Origin of the sequence: Arthrobacter sp. NicSoilC5 (assembly GCF_019977395.1) — a bacterium.
GTDB lineage: Bacteria > Actinomycetota > Actinomycetes > Actinomycetales > Micrococcaceae > Arthrobacter.
The window spans coordinates 3149057-3163216 of the sequence record NZ_AP024660.1; the positions used below are offsets into that span (position 1 = coordinate 3149057).

Consider the following 14160-nt stretch of genomic DNA (forward strand, 5'->3'; position numbering starts at 1 on the left):
GCTCGGTCCTACTTCTTCAGGACCGACTCGAGGCCGGACTGGAAGGTCTGCAGGGCAGTCTTGGCGTCGGCCTTGCCGGTGATGATGGTCTGGCTGAACTGGTTCAGTGCCTGGCCGCCGTCAAGGGCCGCCAGGTTCGCATTGAGCCGGCTGCCCTGGGCGGCGAAGGTCTTGGCAATGGGCTGCCAGTCCTTGACGATCTTGACGTTGTTGGGGTCGTTGGCGAACTCGGGGATCTCCGTGATCGACTTGAAGACCGGCAGGGCGGACATCAGCTTCTTCTGCCACAGCTGCTTGAGCTGGCCCAGGTAGTACACCAGGAACTCCTCCGAGGCTTCCTGCGACGGGGTGTTGGTGTACATCATGATGTTGTTCGGGAAGACGATGGTGGCCTTGTCCCCGTGCGGGCCCTTGATGGGGTCAGCCACCAGCAGGTCGCCGGAGGTGTCGCCCACGCGCTGCGGGACGTTCACCTGGAACAGGCCGTAGCCGGCCTTGCCGTCTTTCCACTGGGCGGACATATTGTCCGTGGTGTAGCTGACCGCGGCCGGGTCGACGATGCCGTTGGAGACGAGCTCCAGGACGAATTCCATAGCCTCGACGTTGCGGTCATTCATCAGGTCCAGCTCGCCGTCCTTGTTCCAGACGCCGCCGCCGTTGTTGACCATCATCATGATCATGGAGTGGTTGGCGTAGTTGTTCCCTGCGCCTGCGCCGGTGGTGAAGCCGAACGCGCCCACCTTCTTCAGTGCCTTGCCTGCTTCCAGCAGAGACGGCCAGTCCGTGGGCAGCGCAACGTTGGCTTTCTCGAACAGGGACTTGCGGTACCAGAAGACGCGCATGTCCAGCTGCCACGGGACCGCCACGTAGCCCTTGTCCGACTTGAAGGGGTCCAGCACGCCGGGCAGGAAGTCATCGAACTGGCCGTTGGCCTTCAGCTTCTCGATCACCTTGTCCGCGTAGGCGATCTGGCCCTGCTGCTCGAACTGGAACGCCTGGAAGCCGCCGCCCGTGGACACAGCCGGGCCCGTCTTGGAGGCAATCGCGGAGGAGAAGGTCTGGTAGAAGTTGTTCCACTGGATGATCTGGTAGCTCGCCTTGGCGCCATTGGCCCCGGAGAAACCTTCCGCGATGCCCTTGGCGGCATCGTTGTAGGCCGGTGTTGCCCAGGGCATGTCCCAGAACTTCACGGTGCCGCCGGCCCCGCCCCCGCCGCCTCCCTGCGATGCCGAGCCGCCGCCGCAGGCGGCGAGCAGGGGTACGGAGGCTGCGGCAGCCGTCAGGCCCAGGAAGCCGCGCCGGGAAAAGGAGCGGCGCTGTTCGGGAGTTGCGTTCATGATGTGTCCTTTCGGGACCGTCTTGCGCTGTGCGCCGTTGGTGCGGTCCTGCTCATCGTTGAGAGTGGAGGTGGGACTGGACTGCTGGTTCGGTTGCGTATCGGTGGGCTGGTTACGTGGCAGCGAGGGTTGCGTAGAGGTCGGTCAGCCGGGCAAACCCGGCCAGGTCGTCCGGCAGCGTGCCGGCGCTGAGATGGGTCTTCAGCCGCCGCCACGCCGCCCGGTGGGCGGATTCGTACAGGGTGGGAAGCAAAAGTTGGCCGTGGGCCCCGGTGACCCTGACTTCGGCGGGCCACGCGGCGTCCGGATCCGGGACCTGGACGTCCACGCCGCCGTCGGCCGTGTAGAGGTGGATCCCGACGCCGGCCGGGCGGGCTGCGGTGAGTACGCCCTGGGCGGTGAACGGTGCGCCGTTGGCCAGCAGGCCGGTGGCGGTGTACCCGGTGGTGCCGCTGCGGAGGACGCTGACGCCGTGGAGCTGTCCGCTGACGGCGAGCACGGCGGCGAGGTGCCGGGCCAGGAGCCGCTGCACGTCCGTGCCCGGGGCTGCCGTGGCAATACTGTCCAGCAACGATGCCGTGCCCAGGGCGCTGCGAACAGCGTCGCGGGCGTCAGGGTCGCCGCTTCCGCTAACCAACGCGGGGTTGGAAGCCCAGTGGAGATCGAGGACGACGGCGGCACCGGCTGCCCGGGCAGCGTCCGCCAACTGCGTGGTTTCCTCGGGGACGGGATCCACCACCAGGATGCCGCGCGGCCCGGCGTCGACGGCCCGGGCGGCTTCCGTGGTCCAGCCCGCTTCGCCGGCGATCACCGCAACGTCAGCCGCCCGGTCCTCCGTCGCGGGGCCGAAGGTCGCCGGCAGGGAGGCAACTGCGAGGGCTACCGCGCCGGCTTCTTCGGCCTGCGGCGTTGCTGTCACTGTGTATGCGCTCATGCGGTGGCTCCTGCCGTTTCCGTGGCGGCCGCGTGTCCTGTTGCAACGTCCTGCACCGTGGCCGCGGAGATGGCCAGGGCGAAGGTGAGGTCGTCGATCAGGGCCTGGGCGGAGGGGGCCGGGCGCGTGCCGCGGGCCAGTTCAGCCAGTTCACGCCACTCGCCTTCGTAGCCGTTGTGGCCGTACGGACCGAAGGTGCTGGTTTCGCTGCCCCGGGAGAACGTGGCGACGGCGGAGCCGGCCTGGACGTAGGACGGCGTGAAGTCGATCCGCAGCGCGGAGTCGTCACCGATGGCCTCGAAGGTCCACTCGGGCTTCCAGGTGCTGTTCATGACGGCACGCAGTTCGATGACGCGGGTGGGGGTCCTGAGTGAGACGGCGTAACCGAACGGCCGGACGTGCCGCGCCTGGAGCACCTCGATCTCATCGAAGTCCGGGGTGAAGCGCCGCACCAGGGGCAGGTCGTGGATGGCCAGGCCCATGATGCCGCCCTGCATCATGGCCTTGATGACCTCGACGTCCAAATAATCGGGCGTGCCGGTGGTGGGGCGGGTAATGATCTCGGTGGCGAAGTCTTCGAATCGGGCGTTCGGCGGGAGGACGATGGATGAACGGATGGTGTGCGCCTGTGCGGGAAGATCGCCCCAGTTCTGTTCCGCCGCGAGCCAGCCGGGGTCGAATGTATGCATGGCCCCCACCACGATCGGGACCCCCGTCGCGGCGCTGACTTCGGCGATCCTGGCTGCCTCGTCACCGTTCATGGCGAAGGGCTTCTCGCAGAGCACGGCTTTCTTGCCGGCCCGGCACGCGGCAATGACCTGGTCCGCGTGGAACTGGTGGGGGCTGCAGATCGCCACGATCTCCACGCCTGGATCACCCAGCAGGGCCTCCAGGCTGGTGCTGGATGCAGCCCCGACCCGGGCCGCCACCGAAGAGGCCACGGCCGGGTCCACGTCCATGATGTGCCGTACTTCCAGGGTGTCCCGGAGCCGTGCCAGTGCCGGGAGGTGGATGGCCTGGGTGACGGGCCCGGCGCCGAGGATGCCGACGCCCAGGGGCCGGTCTGCTGGCGCTGCGATGTGGGACAAGTTCAACTACCTCTTTGTAAGCGGACTCTGGAGTACCGGAGGGATCAGTGCGGCGGATGGTTGCCATCGGAACCGCAAATGTGCCTTGAGTCACAACGTAGAACTACTTTTGACGCGCGTCAAGCAAAAGTTGTTTGTTGCGCGTCATTCTTCTGGCGTGGTGACAGCAGTAAGTAACAGTGTTATGACTTAGACATGACTTCACCGACGGGCAGGCAGGCCGGAAAAGACTCCGATGTCGGCAGCCTGTCGCGTGCCGGGGACCTGTTCCAGCTGCTCCGCGACGGCAGGGCCCGCACCCGCGCCGAACTTGCCCTGAGCACGGGGCTGGCCCGCTCCACGGTGGCCTCCCGGATCGATGCGCTCATGCTGTCCGGCCTGGTGGGCCCGGCAGGGGAAGCCCTCTCCAGCGGCGGCAGGCCGCCGTCGCGCTTTGCCTTCAACCCCGCAGCGCGCCTGGTGCTGGCCGTGGACGTGGGTGCCACTCACGTCATCGTCGCGGTCACCGACCTCGGCGGGAAGATCCTTGCCGAACACCGGCTCGAGCAGCAGGTGGCCGACGGTCCGGAGGCCGTGCTGGACCAGGTGGTGGCCCAGGGCAAGGAGCTCCTCGCTTCGGCGGGACGCAGCGTCGCAGAACTTGCTGGAATCGGCATCGGACTGCCCGGCCCCGTGGAACATGACACCGGCAAACCGGTGAAGCCGCCCATCATGCCGGGCTGGGACGGGTTCGACGTGGTCAGCTACGTCCAGCGGTCCCTGCCCGTCCACGTGCTGGTGGACAACGACGTGAACATCATGGCCTTGGGGGAGCAGTCCGCACACTGGCCGGAGCACAACAACTTTTTCTTCGTCAAGGTGGCCACCGGCATCGGCTCCGGCATCATCAGCAACGGCGAGCTGCAACGCGGTGCCAACGGCACGGCGGGCGACCTGGGGCACGTGCAGGTGGCCCGGGGCGCGGATGTCCTCTGCGCCTGTGGAAACTACGGGTGCCTGGAGGCACTCGCGTCAGGTCCCGCCGTCGCGCGTTCCTTGCGGGAGCACGGACTGGACGTCGGGAGGGGCGCGGACGTGATCCGGCTCGCCGCAGACGGCAACCTGCAGGCCATCCAGGCGCTGCGCCAGGCAGGCCGGGACATCGGTGAGGTCCTGGCCACCGTGGTCAACCTGCTCAATCCGTCCGTGATTGTGGTGGGCGGCAGCTTTGGTGAGACGGGGGAGCACGTGGTGGCCGGCATCCGCGAAGTGGTGTACCGGCGCTCGCCCCCGCTGGCCACCTCACACCTGCGCATCAGCGTCTCCCGCGCCGGAAGCCAGGCTGGCGTGCTGGGGGCAAGCCAGCTGGTCACCCAGTACGTGCTCTCGCCCGCCATCATCGAAGCCACCCTGGCCGGCGCCATCGCCGGGTGACGCCGGAGGATCCCCGGCGCCACCTGGCGATCAGCCTTACGCCTCCGCTTCGGGCTCCGGGGCCTCAGTCAGGAGTAGCGCGGTTCCGCCATAGGCGGGCAGCTCCAGGAAGAAGCTGTGCAGGTCATCCACCTGCCCCACGGTTTCGCCGCTGAACAGGTCCTGGACATTGGCGCCGGACGGCAGTTCGTTGGACTGGATGCTGCCGGCGATGTCCTGCCCGGAGAAGTTCAGCGCGGTGACCTGCAGGGCCCCGTCCTTCAGCCGGTTGACCAGCACCAGCGCGGCGCGGTTGGAGACCTCGGGGACGTCCAGCAGGGTGCCCGTGGCGATGCCGTTTTCTTCCCGGACGGCGAGGATCCGCTGGAGGCGCCGGGCGAAGGAGTCCTGGTCCTGCAACTGGTCCGGCAGGGATCCGTACAGGCTGCGGGCCCGCGGCATCCCGGCCGAGGAGTTGGTGGCGTCCGGGCTGGTCCCCATGAGGTCGTGCGCGCCCCGGTTGATCCAGCGCGTATCGCCCTGCGACGTGAGTTCGCGGACGCTGCTGCGGTCCAGGGCCATGATGCCGGTCAGGTCCCAGCCGGAAAGGGCAAAGACGCCGGGCTGGAGCGCGTTGTACATGGCCAACAGCAGGTGGACGTCCCGGATCTGCGCCTCCTGCTCCGGGGTAACTGTGGCCGGGTCCTTGATTCCCAGGGCCGCCATGATGAAGCTGACGGTAGTGCAGGCAATGCCGTTGGTGGTGAACACGGCGTTGTACGGCGCATTCTCCCCGGTGAGCTGGTCCCGCAGGGTCTGCTGCACATTCTCGGCCAGCTGGGCGCCGGTGAGTTCCTCACCGTTGAGCTCGAACATCTCGTCCCGGTGTCCGGCAGCGAAGTGCAGCAGCTCGTAAGTGAGTTCGTCATGGTTCTGGAGTGCGTGCACCAGTGAGGCCTGGTCCACCCCGATTTCCATGGACAGCCGGAGGGTCAGCCGCAGGAACTCGGTATCGGCCGTGACCAGGGCGTAGTGGTACGCCGGCCGGGTGATGAAGTCGTAGGAAAGGTCCGGGCCGGACTCCGACGTTGCCTTGATGTCGTCAATGGTCAGGTTCAGCTCCTGGAAGGAGAACCCGCCCACCTTGCGGATCATGGAGCCGATGAGCTGGTTGGCGGCCTCGGACAGCGGATGCCCCTCGGACCAGCCGGGCTGCTCCTCGGCGCTCTTCTCGACGCCCAGGAAGCCGTTGGCATCAAGGCGGAGCGCCCCCGTGCCCAGGTCCACCAGCGAGTGCAGGGCATCGCCCACCACCAGGCGCATGCCGGCGAACGTGGGGTCAAGCCAGTTGATGGAGGGCTGGCCGGCCTTGAAGTAGTGCAGGTAGACCCAGCGGCGGGTCTTTCCGGTGGTGTCCACGATGGGCCGCGTAGCGCTCCAGTTGGTCTCCTTGACTCCGGGCTCGTAGAAGATGACCCGCTGCAGGCGGCCGATGATGTAGCCGGCTTTCTGCAGGGCCTGCTCGGAGTCGGGGCTGAGGTTGACCGAGTCCGCCCCCTCCGGGACGTCCGGGAGCAGGTTCCAGTCCTCTTCCGGGATGTCCACCATGTGGTAGATCCCCGGGTAGTCCCGGAAGTTCATCTCGGCCAGGCGGAAGTCCGCGCCCTTGCCTGTGTGGCCGGGGACGATGTCATCGATCACCGTGCCCTCGTGCTCAGCCGCGACCTCGCACATGCTGCGGAACTCTTCTTCGGTGCCGAAGACCGGATCGATCGCCATGCTGATGCGGTCAAAGTGGCCGTCAACGCTGGGCGTGTGGGACCAGCCGCTGATGCCGCCGGCGAGCTTCACGGGTCCGGTGTGGATCCCGCGGATTCCGATTTCGCGGAAAGCCTTCCACATTTCGGGGTCGCCCAGGGCGGAGAGGAAGGACTGCCCGGTCCGGGTGATGAAGGACAGCGGGTAGGCGGTGAACCATACGGAGGCGCGTTCGACGGCGGCCCGCGGGTTGGGATGGGCATACGAGTTCTGCCACATGCTGGCCTGGCCGGACAGCTGCCGTGCCAGCGTATTCGCATCCCCGAGCATGGCCTGGTTGCGCAGCCACTCCACATACGCGGCGTTCCGTCCGTCGAATTCGAAGGACGGCCTACTGCCCACGAACTGCCGCCGGCGCGCGATGGGCCGCAGCGCCTTGGGCCGGGCAGCGAAGAACTGCTCGTCGAAAGTAACCTCCAGGTCCGGTGATGGCTCCGCAGCGCCCTCTTCCACTTCCGCATTGCCCGCGGCGGCTGCATCCGCTTCTGAAGTACGCTCGCTGGTGCCCGGCTCCCGCATAAGCTCCTCTTTCCGTTGCTCGTTTCCGTGCTGGCATGGATGCCCCAAGACCCCTTGCCCAAGGTCAGGTACCCAAGCGAGCAGGGAGTATTCGGTGTTCCCCCTCCCGATGCTACTGCGCAGCCGAGCCTGCGGAAGGGACACCGGCGCGCCGCTCCTCCCTAAACCCGCGAAACCCCCTGTTTTACCCGTTTCCCCCACCAACGCCTCAAAGGGGTCGTATTCTTAGAGCAAAGGTTTTGCAGTGGGCCGAAGCGCTGATAGCAGGGCTGGAGCATGGCCGCTGATCCCACGGGGCAGGTTGGCTGGGGACCGCTTCCAGTTACCCCGGAGCCGGTATTCGACAGCAAAGACGTCGAAGACTACCTCTGGGAAGTCACCCGCGACTTCATGACGGGTATCAAAGGTGAGCGCCGCGGCCTCGGCTGGGCGGCCACCCTCTTTCGCCTGGGCAAAGCACGTACCCTGGCGGCCAGCACGGAGCGGGCGCGCGAGGCCGACCGCGAACAATGCTCGTTTGCCGACGGGCCGGTCATGGAAGCCGTGCGCACCGGGGAATTCGTCCTGCTGTCCGACCTGGGCCGGGACCGGCGCTGGCCCGGTTATTCCAGCGCCGCCGCCGGCCATGGCGTGCAGTCCCTGCTTTCCGTCCCCATCCTTACCGAAGGCGCCACGAGCGCTGCCATCACCCTGTACGCAGCGGCCCCGCATTCCTTCACCAGCGATGACCTGGTGCAGAGCCAAAGCTATGCACACCAGGTTTCGCGGGCCCTGCGCGTCGTCGTCCGCACGGCGGAGCGGGCGGAGGCAACGGCCGGCCTCGCCGTCGTCCAAAGCTCCCTGATCCTGGTGGACCTGGCGGTGCGCAGCCTCATGAACGAATACGGACTCACCCGCGAGGGTGCACTGCGGTTCCTGCAGACGCAGGCGGTGCACCACGAAGTGGACTTGCGGGACGCGGCACTGAACGTTGTGGCCCCCGGCGGCGTGGACCGCGGGGGCGGGCAGGTTCCAGCGCGGCGGCAGGAAACGTACGACGGCGTGGCGGAGCTTCCGCGCCCGTCGACGGCGGGGCGGGACTTTCCAACCGGAAAGTCGCCCCGGAAGGAAGCTGCGGCGGGGAAGGAACCCCCGCCGGCGGCGGAAGGGAGGACGGCATGACCATCGAGAAGCAGGAGCTGCGCTCCGTCGCCGAAGGACCGGACAGACATCCCTGGCACCGGTTCGTTGCCCTGGGGGACTCCTACACCGAAGGAATTGGCGATCCCGAGCCGAACAGCCTGGGCGGCCTCCGTGGTTGGGCTGACCGGGTGGCCGAGGAACTCGCCGACAGCCAGCCGGACTTCGCCTACGCCAACCTGGCGATCCGGGGCTTCCTTCTGCAGCAGATCCTCGACGTGCAGCTGGCGCCGGCCCTGGCACTGAAACCCGACCTGATCGCGATGTCCGGCGGCGGTAACGACATCTTGTTCCGCCACGGCGATCCGGACAAGCTGGCGGAAAAGATCGACGAAGCTGTCGGCATCCTGTCAGGCACCGGTGCCACGGTGCTGCTCTACGCAGGTCCGGACTGGGGCGACACTCCTGTCTTCGGCAAGATCCGCGGACGCGTGGCGATCTATAACGAGCACCTGCACAGGATCGGCGCGCGGCACCACGCCATCATGGTGGACCTGTGGTGCCTGCCGGAGCTTCAGCATGCACTGATGTGGGACCCGGACCGGCTGCACCTGTCCCCGCTGGGCCATCACTCCGTGGCCGTGGCCACCCTCAATGCCCTGGGGGTAGCGCACGCCCTCAAGCCGCTCCAGCCGCGGCCGCTTCCGGCCCATGGGTGGACACAGGCCCGGGCCGAGGACCTGGTGTGGGCGCGGCAGTACTTTGTGCCCTGGGTACTGAAGCAGTTGCTTCCCCGGCATGCTGAAGGACTGGCGGCGAAGCGGCCGCAGCCGGCGCCCGTGTTTGGCCTGGGCCGCCCGGGGCCATTCCCGCCCGGGCACCCGGTGGCAGGCCGGAATCCGGGAATGGCGGGCGGCCCCGCACCGGAGGGGCAGGCAGCGTAGCCTTCTGTCCGGCGCGCCGTGTGGAACTCCTGCCCGGCGCCGGCAGGCAGTGCCTGCGTCAGGTCCTGCTGGCGTCCCTGGCCAACGCGATGAGTGCGGGGACCCCTGCCACGATGGCTGGGGCAGTCAGCAGCAACCCGTACGCGGGCTGGGTTGCTGACATTACTGCGGCAATGACAGACGCAGCGAGGGTGCCGATGAGCGCCACGGACCACGGCCTCCGGCGGTCCCTGGCGTTGAAGAACAGGAAACCCCCGAGGCCGGCTGTGGCCACGCCAAGGGCGATGACGATGCCGGAAACAATGGCCGGCCCGGGGCCCGGAGCGTCCTTGAGCTGGTCAATGAGCGCCACGGGTACTGCAAGCATCCAGCTGCCCAAAAGGAATGCGATGACGCAGGCCGCCAGGCGGCCTTTGGGCACCGGGTCCAGGGTGTGGATCTGCTCCGGCGGCAGGTCGGACTGCTGGACGTGGCGGTGGTTTGCCGATGTATTCGGCCTCAACGCTTCTTCGGTGCCCGCTTCGCTGCCGCGTTCAGCGCCGACTTGACCGCGGGAGGCAGGACGCCCTGCTCCGTCTCGGGCTCCGCCACAGTTCCCCGCGCCTTCGCGATGGCCTTCATGCCGTGGTAGATCACCAGTGCGGCGGCGGATCCCAGGGCAATGCCGGTGAACTTCAGGTCCCCGATGGTCCAGGTGTAGTCGGCGATGCCGATGATCAGGGCGACGGCGGCGGTGGTCAGGTTGACGGGGTTGGAGAAGTTCACCTTGCTCTGCACCCAGATCTTGACGCCGAGGATGCCGATCATGCCGTACAGCATGGTGGCCGCGCCGCCCAGCACCCCGGCCGGGACGGTCGCAATCAGTTCGCCGAACTTCGGCGAGAAGCTGAGCAGGATGGCGAACATGCCCGCCACCCAGTAGGCGGCCGTCGAATACACCTTGGTGGCTGCCATGACACCGATGTTCTCCGCGTAGGTGGTGGTGCCCGAGCCGCCGCCGAAGCCGGCCAGCACGGTGGCGGCGCCGTCCGCCATCAGCGCGCGTCCGGAGACGCCGTCGAGGTTCTGGCCCGTCATGGCGGCGACCGACTTCACGTGGCCGATATTCTCCGCCACCAGCACCAGGACCACGGGGACGAACAGGCCCAGCACGCCGATATGGAACTCGGGGGTCTGGAAGTGCGGCAGGCCGATCCACGCTGCGGCGTCCATCTTGTCGTACTTCACCTCGCCGCGGAGCATGGCCACCAGGTAGCCCACGACCACGCCCACCAGGATGCTGAGCCGCCCCAGGATTCCGCGGAACAGGACGCTGACCAGGATGATGGTGACGAGCGTGACCAGGGCGGTGATGGGGGCGGCGTCGAAGTTTTGCTTCGCGGCGGGGGCCAGGTTCAACCCGATCAGCGCCACAATGGCGCCGGTGACGATGGGCGGCATTAGCCGGTTGATCCAGCCGGCGCCGAACTTCTGCACCACCGCACCCACCAGGGCCAGCGTGGCACCGGCGAGGACCACGCCGCCCAGGGCTCCGGGGATCCCGAACTGCGCCTGCGAGGCGGTAATGGGAGCGATGAACGCAAAGCTTGAGCCCAGGTAGCTGGGCACCCGGCCCTTGGTGATCACCAGGAACAGCAGCGTGCCGATGCCCGAGAAGAACAGCGTGGTGGCGGGCGGCATGCCGGTGATGATGGGGACCAGGAAGGTGGCGCCGAACATTGCCACCACGTGCTGCATGCCCACGCCGATGGTCAGGGGCCACGCCAACCGCTCATCCGGGGCCACCACCTGGCCGGGCTTGATGGTTTTGCCGGTGCCGTGCAGCTTCCATTTGATTCCGAGCATGCTCATGGGAAGGAATGCCTTTCAAGGGGGTGCCGCGAAGGGGCGAAGATCAACTCGGTCCAGAATACCGCCAAGTATTTCCCGCGGCCTGCTGTGGCCAAGGTCACCAGGCGTCACGGGAAGAGGAGGAAAGCACTTGAAGTTGCAACTATGGACAGCAACAGAGGCCACCCCGGCAGGCGGGCGGCGCAGCGAAAGGGAAGCCAATGACCATTGCCCACGAAGAAGCGGTTATCGATTCGGCAGCCGTCGACGCCATCTTTGCCCAGGCCCGCACCGCCAACTCGTTCACCGGTGAGGTGACCGAGGAGCAGGCCCAGGCCATCTACGAGCTCACCAAGTTCGGCCCCACCGCGTTCAACTCCCAGCCGCTGCGCGTCACCTACGTCCGCTCGGCCGAGGCCCGCGCCACCCTGGTGGATGCCCTGTCCCGCGGCAACCAGGCCAAGACGGCCTCCGCCCCGCTCGTGGCAATCCTCAGCTACGACACTGACTGGGCCGGCAAGTGGGACAACTTCCTCCCCGGCTACAACGCCCCCAAGGCCATGTACGACGCCGATCCGGCCCTGGCCGCCGCCACGGGCAACAACAACGCCCACCTGCAGGCCGGCTACTTCATCCTGGCTGTCCGATCGCTCGGCTTCGCCGCCGGCCCCATGACGGGCGCCGACTTCGCCGCGATCGACGCTGCCTTCTTCCCGGCCGGCGACCAGAAGAGCTTCCTGGTGGTCAACATCGGCCAGCCCGGTGAGGAAGCCTGGGGCGAGGCCAAGCCCAAGTTCTCCTACGGCGAGGCCGTCCGCACCGTCTAACCCTCCCCGACGCGCCATCACTTCCTGCCCCCTTTTCCCCAACGCCCCATCACCTACTGATGAGGCGTTCGGGTTTTATGGGCAAGAGCTGATGGGGCGTTGGGGTTTTATGGGCGGGAGGTGATGGGGCGTCTGAGGGGGAGTGGGAGACTGGGGGCATCCCGATGCGGAACCTGATCTTCGTGGCGTTCGTCGAGCCCGTGGCCGACGGCCAGGTTTTCCCGCGGACGGACTGGCCGCTGCACATCACGCTGGTGCGGTTTGACGTGAGGCTCGACGCCGGCGCTGCCGCCACCACAAACGCCCAGGACCCCGCGGACGTCGCGGAAAGCATCGCCGGGCTTGCTGATGCGCCGATCGCCGCTGCGCTGGGTGCCGCGCTCACGGTGGGGGAGGACGCGGCGTTCGGCCGCAACGGTTCGGTACCGGTCAACCTCATCAAGCCCCAGCCGGATCTGCAGGCCCTGCACGTGCAGTTGGTTTCTGTCGTCGACGGCGTGCGCGGCAGGATCCTGACGCCCGCGCACACCTTTGCCGGTTACCGCCCCCACGTCTCGCACCACGGTGGCAAGCGCCTCCACCAGGGCGACGCCGTCGTGCTTGACCGCGTCGCCCTGGTGGACATGGCTCCCGACGGCGACCACACCATCAGGCGCGTCCTCCGGCTGTGGTGCCGCGAAGGTGAAAGCTAGGCGATAACGCTGTCCACCAGCGCCTTGGCCTCCGCCTGCACCTGCTTCAGGTGCTCCTCGCCCTTGAAGGACTCGGCGTAGATCTTGTACACGTCCTCGGTGCCGGACGGGCGGGCCGCGAACCAGGCGTTCTCCGTGACCACCTTCAGGCCGCCGATGGGTGCGCCGTTGCCGGGGGCCTCGGTGAGCTTGGCGGTGATCTCTTCGCCGGCCAGTGAGGTGGCAGTGACGTCCGCGGCGGACAGCTTGCCCAGCTTTGCCTTCTGCTCACGTGTTGCGGCGGCGTCGATCCGGGCGTAGACGGGGGCGCCGAACTGGTCGGTCAGGCCCTTGTACAGCTGCGACGGGGACTTGCCCGTGACCGCGGTGATCTCGGACGCCAGCAGGGCCAGCAGGATGCCGTCCTTGTCCGTGGTCCACACGCTGCCGTCCAGCTTGTTGAAGGAGGCGCCGGCGGATTCCTCGCCGCCGAACGCGCCTTCACCGGACAGCAGGCCGGGGACGAACCATTTGAAGCCCACCGGGACCTCCACGAGCTTGCGGCCCAGGCTCTGCGCCACGCGGTCGATGATGGAGGAGGACACCAGGGTCTTGCCCACCACCGAGGCCGGGTTCCAGCCGCTGCGGTTGCGGTAAAGGTAGTCGATGGCTACGGCGAGGTAGTGGTTGGGGTTCATCAGTCCGCCGTCAGGGGTGACGATGCCGTGGCGGTCGGCGTCGGCGTCATTGCCGGTGGCGACATCGAAGGTGGATCCGCCGGCAGCCATCCGCTGGATCAGCGATGCCATGGCGGACGGCGATGAGCAGTCCATCCGGATCTTCTCGTCCCAGTCCAGGGTCATGAACGCCCACTGCGGATCCACCGTGGGGTTCACCACGGTGAGGTCCAGGTGGTGGCGCTCGGCGATCTCGCCCCAGTAGTCCACGGAGGCCCCGCCCATGGGGTCGGCGCCGATCCGGACGCCGGCCTCGCGGATGGCGTCCAGGTTCAGGACGGACGGAAGATCGTCCACGTAGCTGGAGAGGAAATCGAACTTTCCGGTGGTGTCCGCGGACTGCGCGTCGCCCAGCGGAATCCGCTTCACGCCGCGCAGGCCGTTTTCCAGCAGCTCATTGGCCCGGTTGGCGATCCAGCCCGTGGCGTCCGAGTCAGCCGGGCCGCCGTGCGGGGGGTTGTACTTGAAGCCGCCGTCGGCCGGCGGGTTGTGGCTGGGCGTCACCACGATGCCGTCAGCCTGCGGGGCCCCGGGCGCCGCCTTCCGGTTGTAGGTGAGGATGGCGTGGCTCAGTGCCGGCGTGGGGGTGTAGCCGTGCCGGGCATCGACCAGCACCTGGACGCCGTTGGCGGCGAGGACCTCGAGGGCCGAGTTCTGTGCCGGCTCGCTCAGTGCGTGGGTGTCCTTGGCCAGGAACAGCGGACCGGTGACGCCCTGCGCCGCCCGGTACTCCACGATGGCCTGGGTGATGGCCACGATGTGCTGCTCGTTGAAGGAGGCCTTAAGGCTGGATCCCCGGTGCCCGGATGTCCCGAACACCACGCGCTGGCCGGGATCACTGAGGTCCGGCGCGATGTCGTAATACGCGTCAAGGAGCGCAGTGATGTCAACAAGGTCCTGGGGTTGGGCAACTGTACCCGCGCGGCTAGCCATGGCTCCAGCAT

12 protein-coding genes are annotated in these 14160 nt (G+C 67.5%); 5 read left to right on the top strand and 7 right to left on the bottom strand.

Going from position 1 to position 14160, the window contains the following annotated elements; genetic code table 11:
* Positions 1-8 precede the first annotated feature (8 nt).
* The 3 genes from LDO22_RS14765 to LDO22_RS14775 form a co-directional block, all read right to left on the bottom strand.
* Positions 9-1337: an extracellular solute-binding protein gene (locus tag LDO22_RS14765; RefSeq protein WP_159634565.1), complete on the bottom strand. Its 1329-nt coding sequence runs from the start codon at positions 1335-1337 to the stop codon at positions 9-11.
* A 112-nt stretch (positions 1338-1449) separates the two neighbouring features.
* A complete protein-coding gene (locus LDO22_RS14770) occupies positions 1450-2271 on the bottom strand; it encodes a hypothetical protein (protein WP_224024163.1) in 822 nt (273 codons plus the stop codon).
* Positions 2268-3365, bottom strand: coding sequence for a Gfo/Idh/MocA family oxidoreductase (locus LDO22_RS14775; protein ID WP_224024165.1), 1098 nt, complete (start codon positions 3363-3365; stop codon positions 2268-2270). Before LDO22_RS14775 ends, LDO22_RS14770 begins: the two co-directional genes overlap by 4 nt.
* 189 nt (positions 3366-3554) lie before the next feature.
* Here LDO22_RS14775 and LDO22_RS14780 point away from each other — a divergent pair, with 189 nt between their 5' ends.
* The gene (locus LDO22_RS14780; protein ID WP_224024168.1) at positions 3555-4772 is read left to right on the top strand and encodes an ROK family transcriptional regulator; all 1218 of its coding nucleotides are present in this window, start codon (positions 3555-3557) and stop codon (positions 4770-4772) included.
* Positions 4773-4808: 36 nt separating this feature from the next.
* On the opposite strand, the gene treS is transcribed toward LDO22_RS14780, so the two are convergent.
* Positions 4809-7088, bottom strand: a complete 2280-nt coding sequence (gene treS / locus LDO22_RS14785) for a maltose alpha-D-glucosyltransferase (RefSeq protein WP_224024169.1) — start codon at positions 7086-7088, stop codon at positions 4809-4811.
* A gap of 276 nt (positions 7089-7364) precedes the next feature.
* Here treS and LDO22_RS14790 point away from each other — a divergent pair, with 276 nt between their 5' ends.
* Together LDO22_RS14790 and LDO22_RS14795 are read left to right on the top strand one after the other, a co-directional pair.
* Entirely contained in the window at positions 7365-8249 is an 885-nt protein-coding gene (locus LDO22_RS14790; protein ID WP_224024170.1) for a GAF domain-containing protein, read from the top strand.
* Positions 8246-9151 carry an SGNH/GDSL hydrolase family protein gene (locus tag LDO22_RS14795; protein ID WP_224024172.1) on the top strand — a complete coding sequence of 302 codons (906 nt, stop codon included), beginning with the start codon at positions 8246-8248 and terminating at the stop codon, positions 9149-9151. The genes LDO22_RS14790 and LDO22_RS14795 overlap by 4 nt, the downstream gene beginning before the upstream one ends.
* A gap of 58 nt (positions 9152-9209) precedes the next feature.
* On the opposite strand, the gene LDO22_RS14800 is transcribed toward LDO22_RS14795, so the two are convergent.
* On the bottom strand, positions 9210-9653 hold the full coding sequence (locus tag LDO22_RS14800; RefSeq protein ID WP_224024174.1) for a hypothetical protein: 444 nt from the start codon (positions 9651-9653) through the stop codon (positions 9210-9212).
* Entirely contained in the window at positions 9650-11002 is a 1353-nt protein-coding gene (locus LDO22_RS14805; protein ID WP_224024176.1) for a solute carrier family 23 protein, read from the bottom strand. Before LDO22_RS14805 ends, LDO22_RS14800 begins: the two co-directional genes overlap by 4 nt.
* Positions 11003-11202: 200 nt before the next feature.
* Here LDO22_RS14805 and LDO22_RS14810 point away from each other — a divergent pair, with 200 nt between their 5' ends.
* Together LDO22_RS14810 and LDO22_RS14815 are read left to right on the top strand one after the other, a co-directional pair.
* Entirely contained in the window at positions 11203-11808 is a 606-nt protein-coding gene (locus LDO22_RS14810) for a malonic semialdehyde reductase (protein ID WP_159634540.1), read from the top strand.
* Positions 11809-11972: 164 nt separating this feature from the next.
* Positions 11973-12500, top strand: coding sequence for a hypothetical protein (locus LDO22_RS14815; protein WP_224024178.1), 528 nt, complete (start codon positions 11973-11975; stop codon positions 12498-12500).
* Here LDO22_RS14815 and pgm read toward each other — a convergent pair.
* Positions 12497-14149 carry a phosphoglucomutase (alpha-D-glucose-1,6-bisphosphate-dependent) gene (gene pgm / locus LDO22_RS14820; protein WP_159634495.1) on the bottom strand — a complete coding sequence of 551 codons (1653 nt, stop codon included), beginning with the start codon at positions 14147-14149 and terminating at the stop codon, positions 12497-12499. The genes LDO22_RS14815 and pgm overlap by 4 nt on opposite strands.
* Positions 14150-14160 lie beyond the last annotated feature (11 nt).

What these genes read in the sequence shown, in the direction of transcription:
- LDO22_RS14765 (WP_159634565.1), bottom strand. Translation starts at nt 1,337, where the DNA reads ATGAACGCAACTCCCGAACAGCGCCGCTCCTTTTCCCGGCGCGGCTTC.
- LDO22_RS14770 (WP_224024163.1), bottom strand. Translation starts at nt 2,271, where the DNA reads ATGAGCGCATACACAGTGACAGCAACGCCGCAGGCCGAAGAAGCCGGC.
- LDO22_RS14780 (WP_224024168.1), top strand. Translation starts at nt 3,555, where the DNA reads ATGACTTCACCGACGGGCAGGCAGGCCGGAAAAGACTCCGATGTCGGC.
- treS (WP_224024169.1), bottom strand. Translation starts at nt 7,088, where the DNA reads ATGCGGGAGCCGGGCACCAGCGAGCGTACTTCAGAAGCGGATGCAGCC.
- LDO22_RS14790 (WP_224024170.1), top strand. Translation starts at nt 7,365, where the DNA reads ATGGCCGCTGATCCCACGGGGCAGGTTGGCTGGGGACCGCTTCCAGTT.
- LDO22_RS14795 (WP_224024172.1), top strand. Translation starts at nt 8,246, where the DNA reads ATGACCATCGAGAAGCAGGAGCTGCGCTCCGTCGCCGAAGGACCGGAC.
- LDO22_RS14805 (WP_224024176.1), bottom strand. Translation starts at nt 11,002, where the DNA reads ATGAGCATGCTCGGAATCAAATGGAAGCTGCACGGCACCGGCAAAACC.
- LDO22_RS14810 (WP_159634540.1), top strand. Translation starts at nt 11,203, where the DNA reads ATGACCATTGCCCACGAAGAAGCGGTTATCGATTCGGCAGCCGTCGAC.
- LDO22_RS14815 (WP_224024178.1), top strand. Translation starts at nt 11,973, where the DNA reads ATGCGGAACCTGATCTTCGTGGCGTTCGTCGAGCCCGTGGCCGACGGC.
- pgm (WP_159634495.1), bottom strand. Translation starts at nt 14,149, where the DNA reads ATGGCTAGCCGCGCGGGTACAGTTGCCCAACCCCAGGACCTTGTTGAC.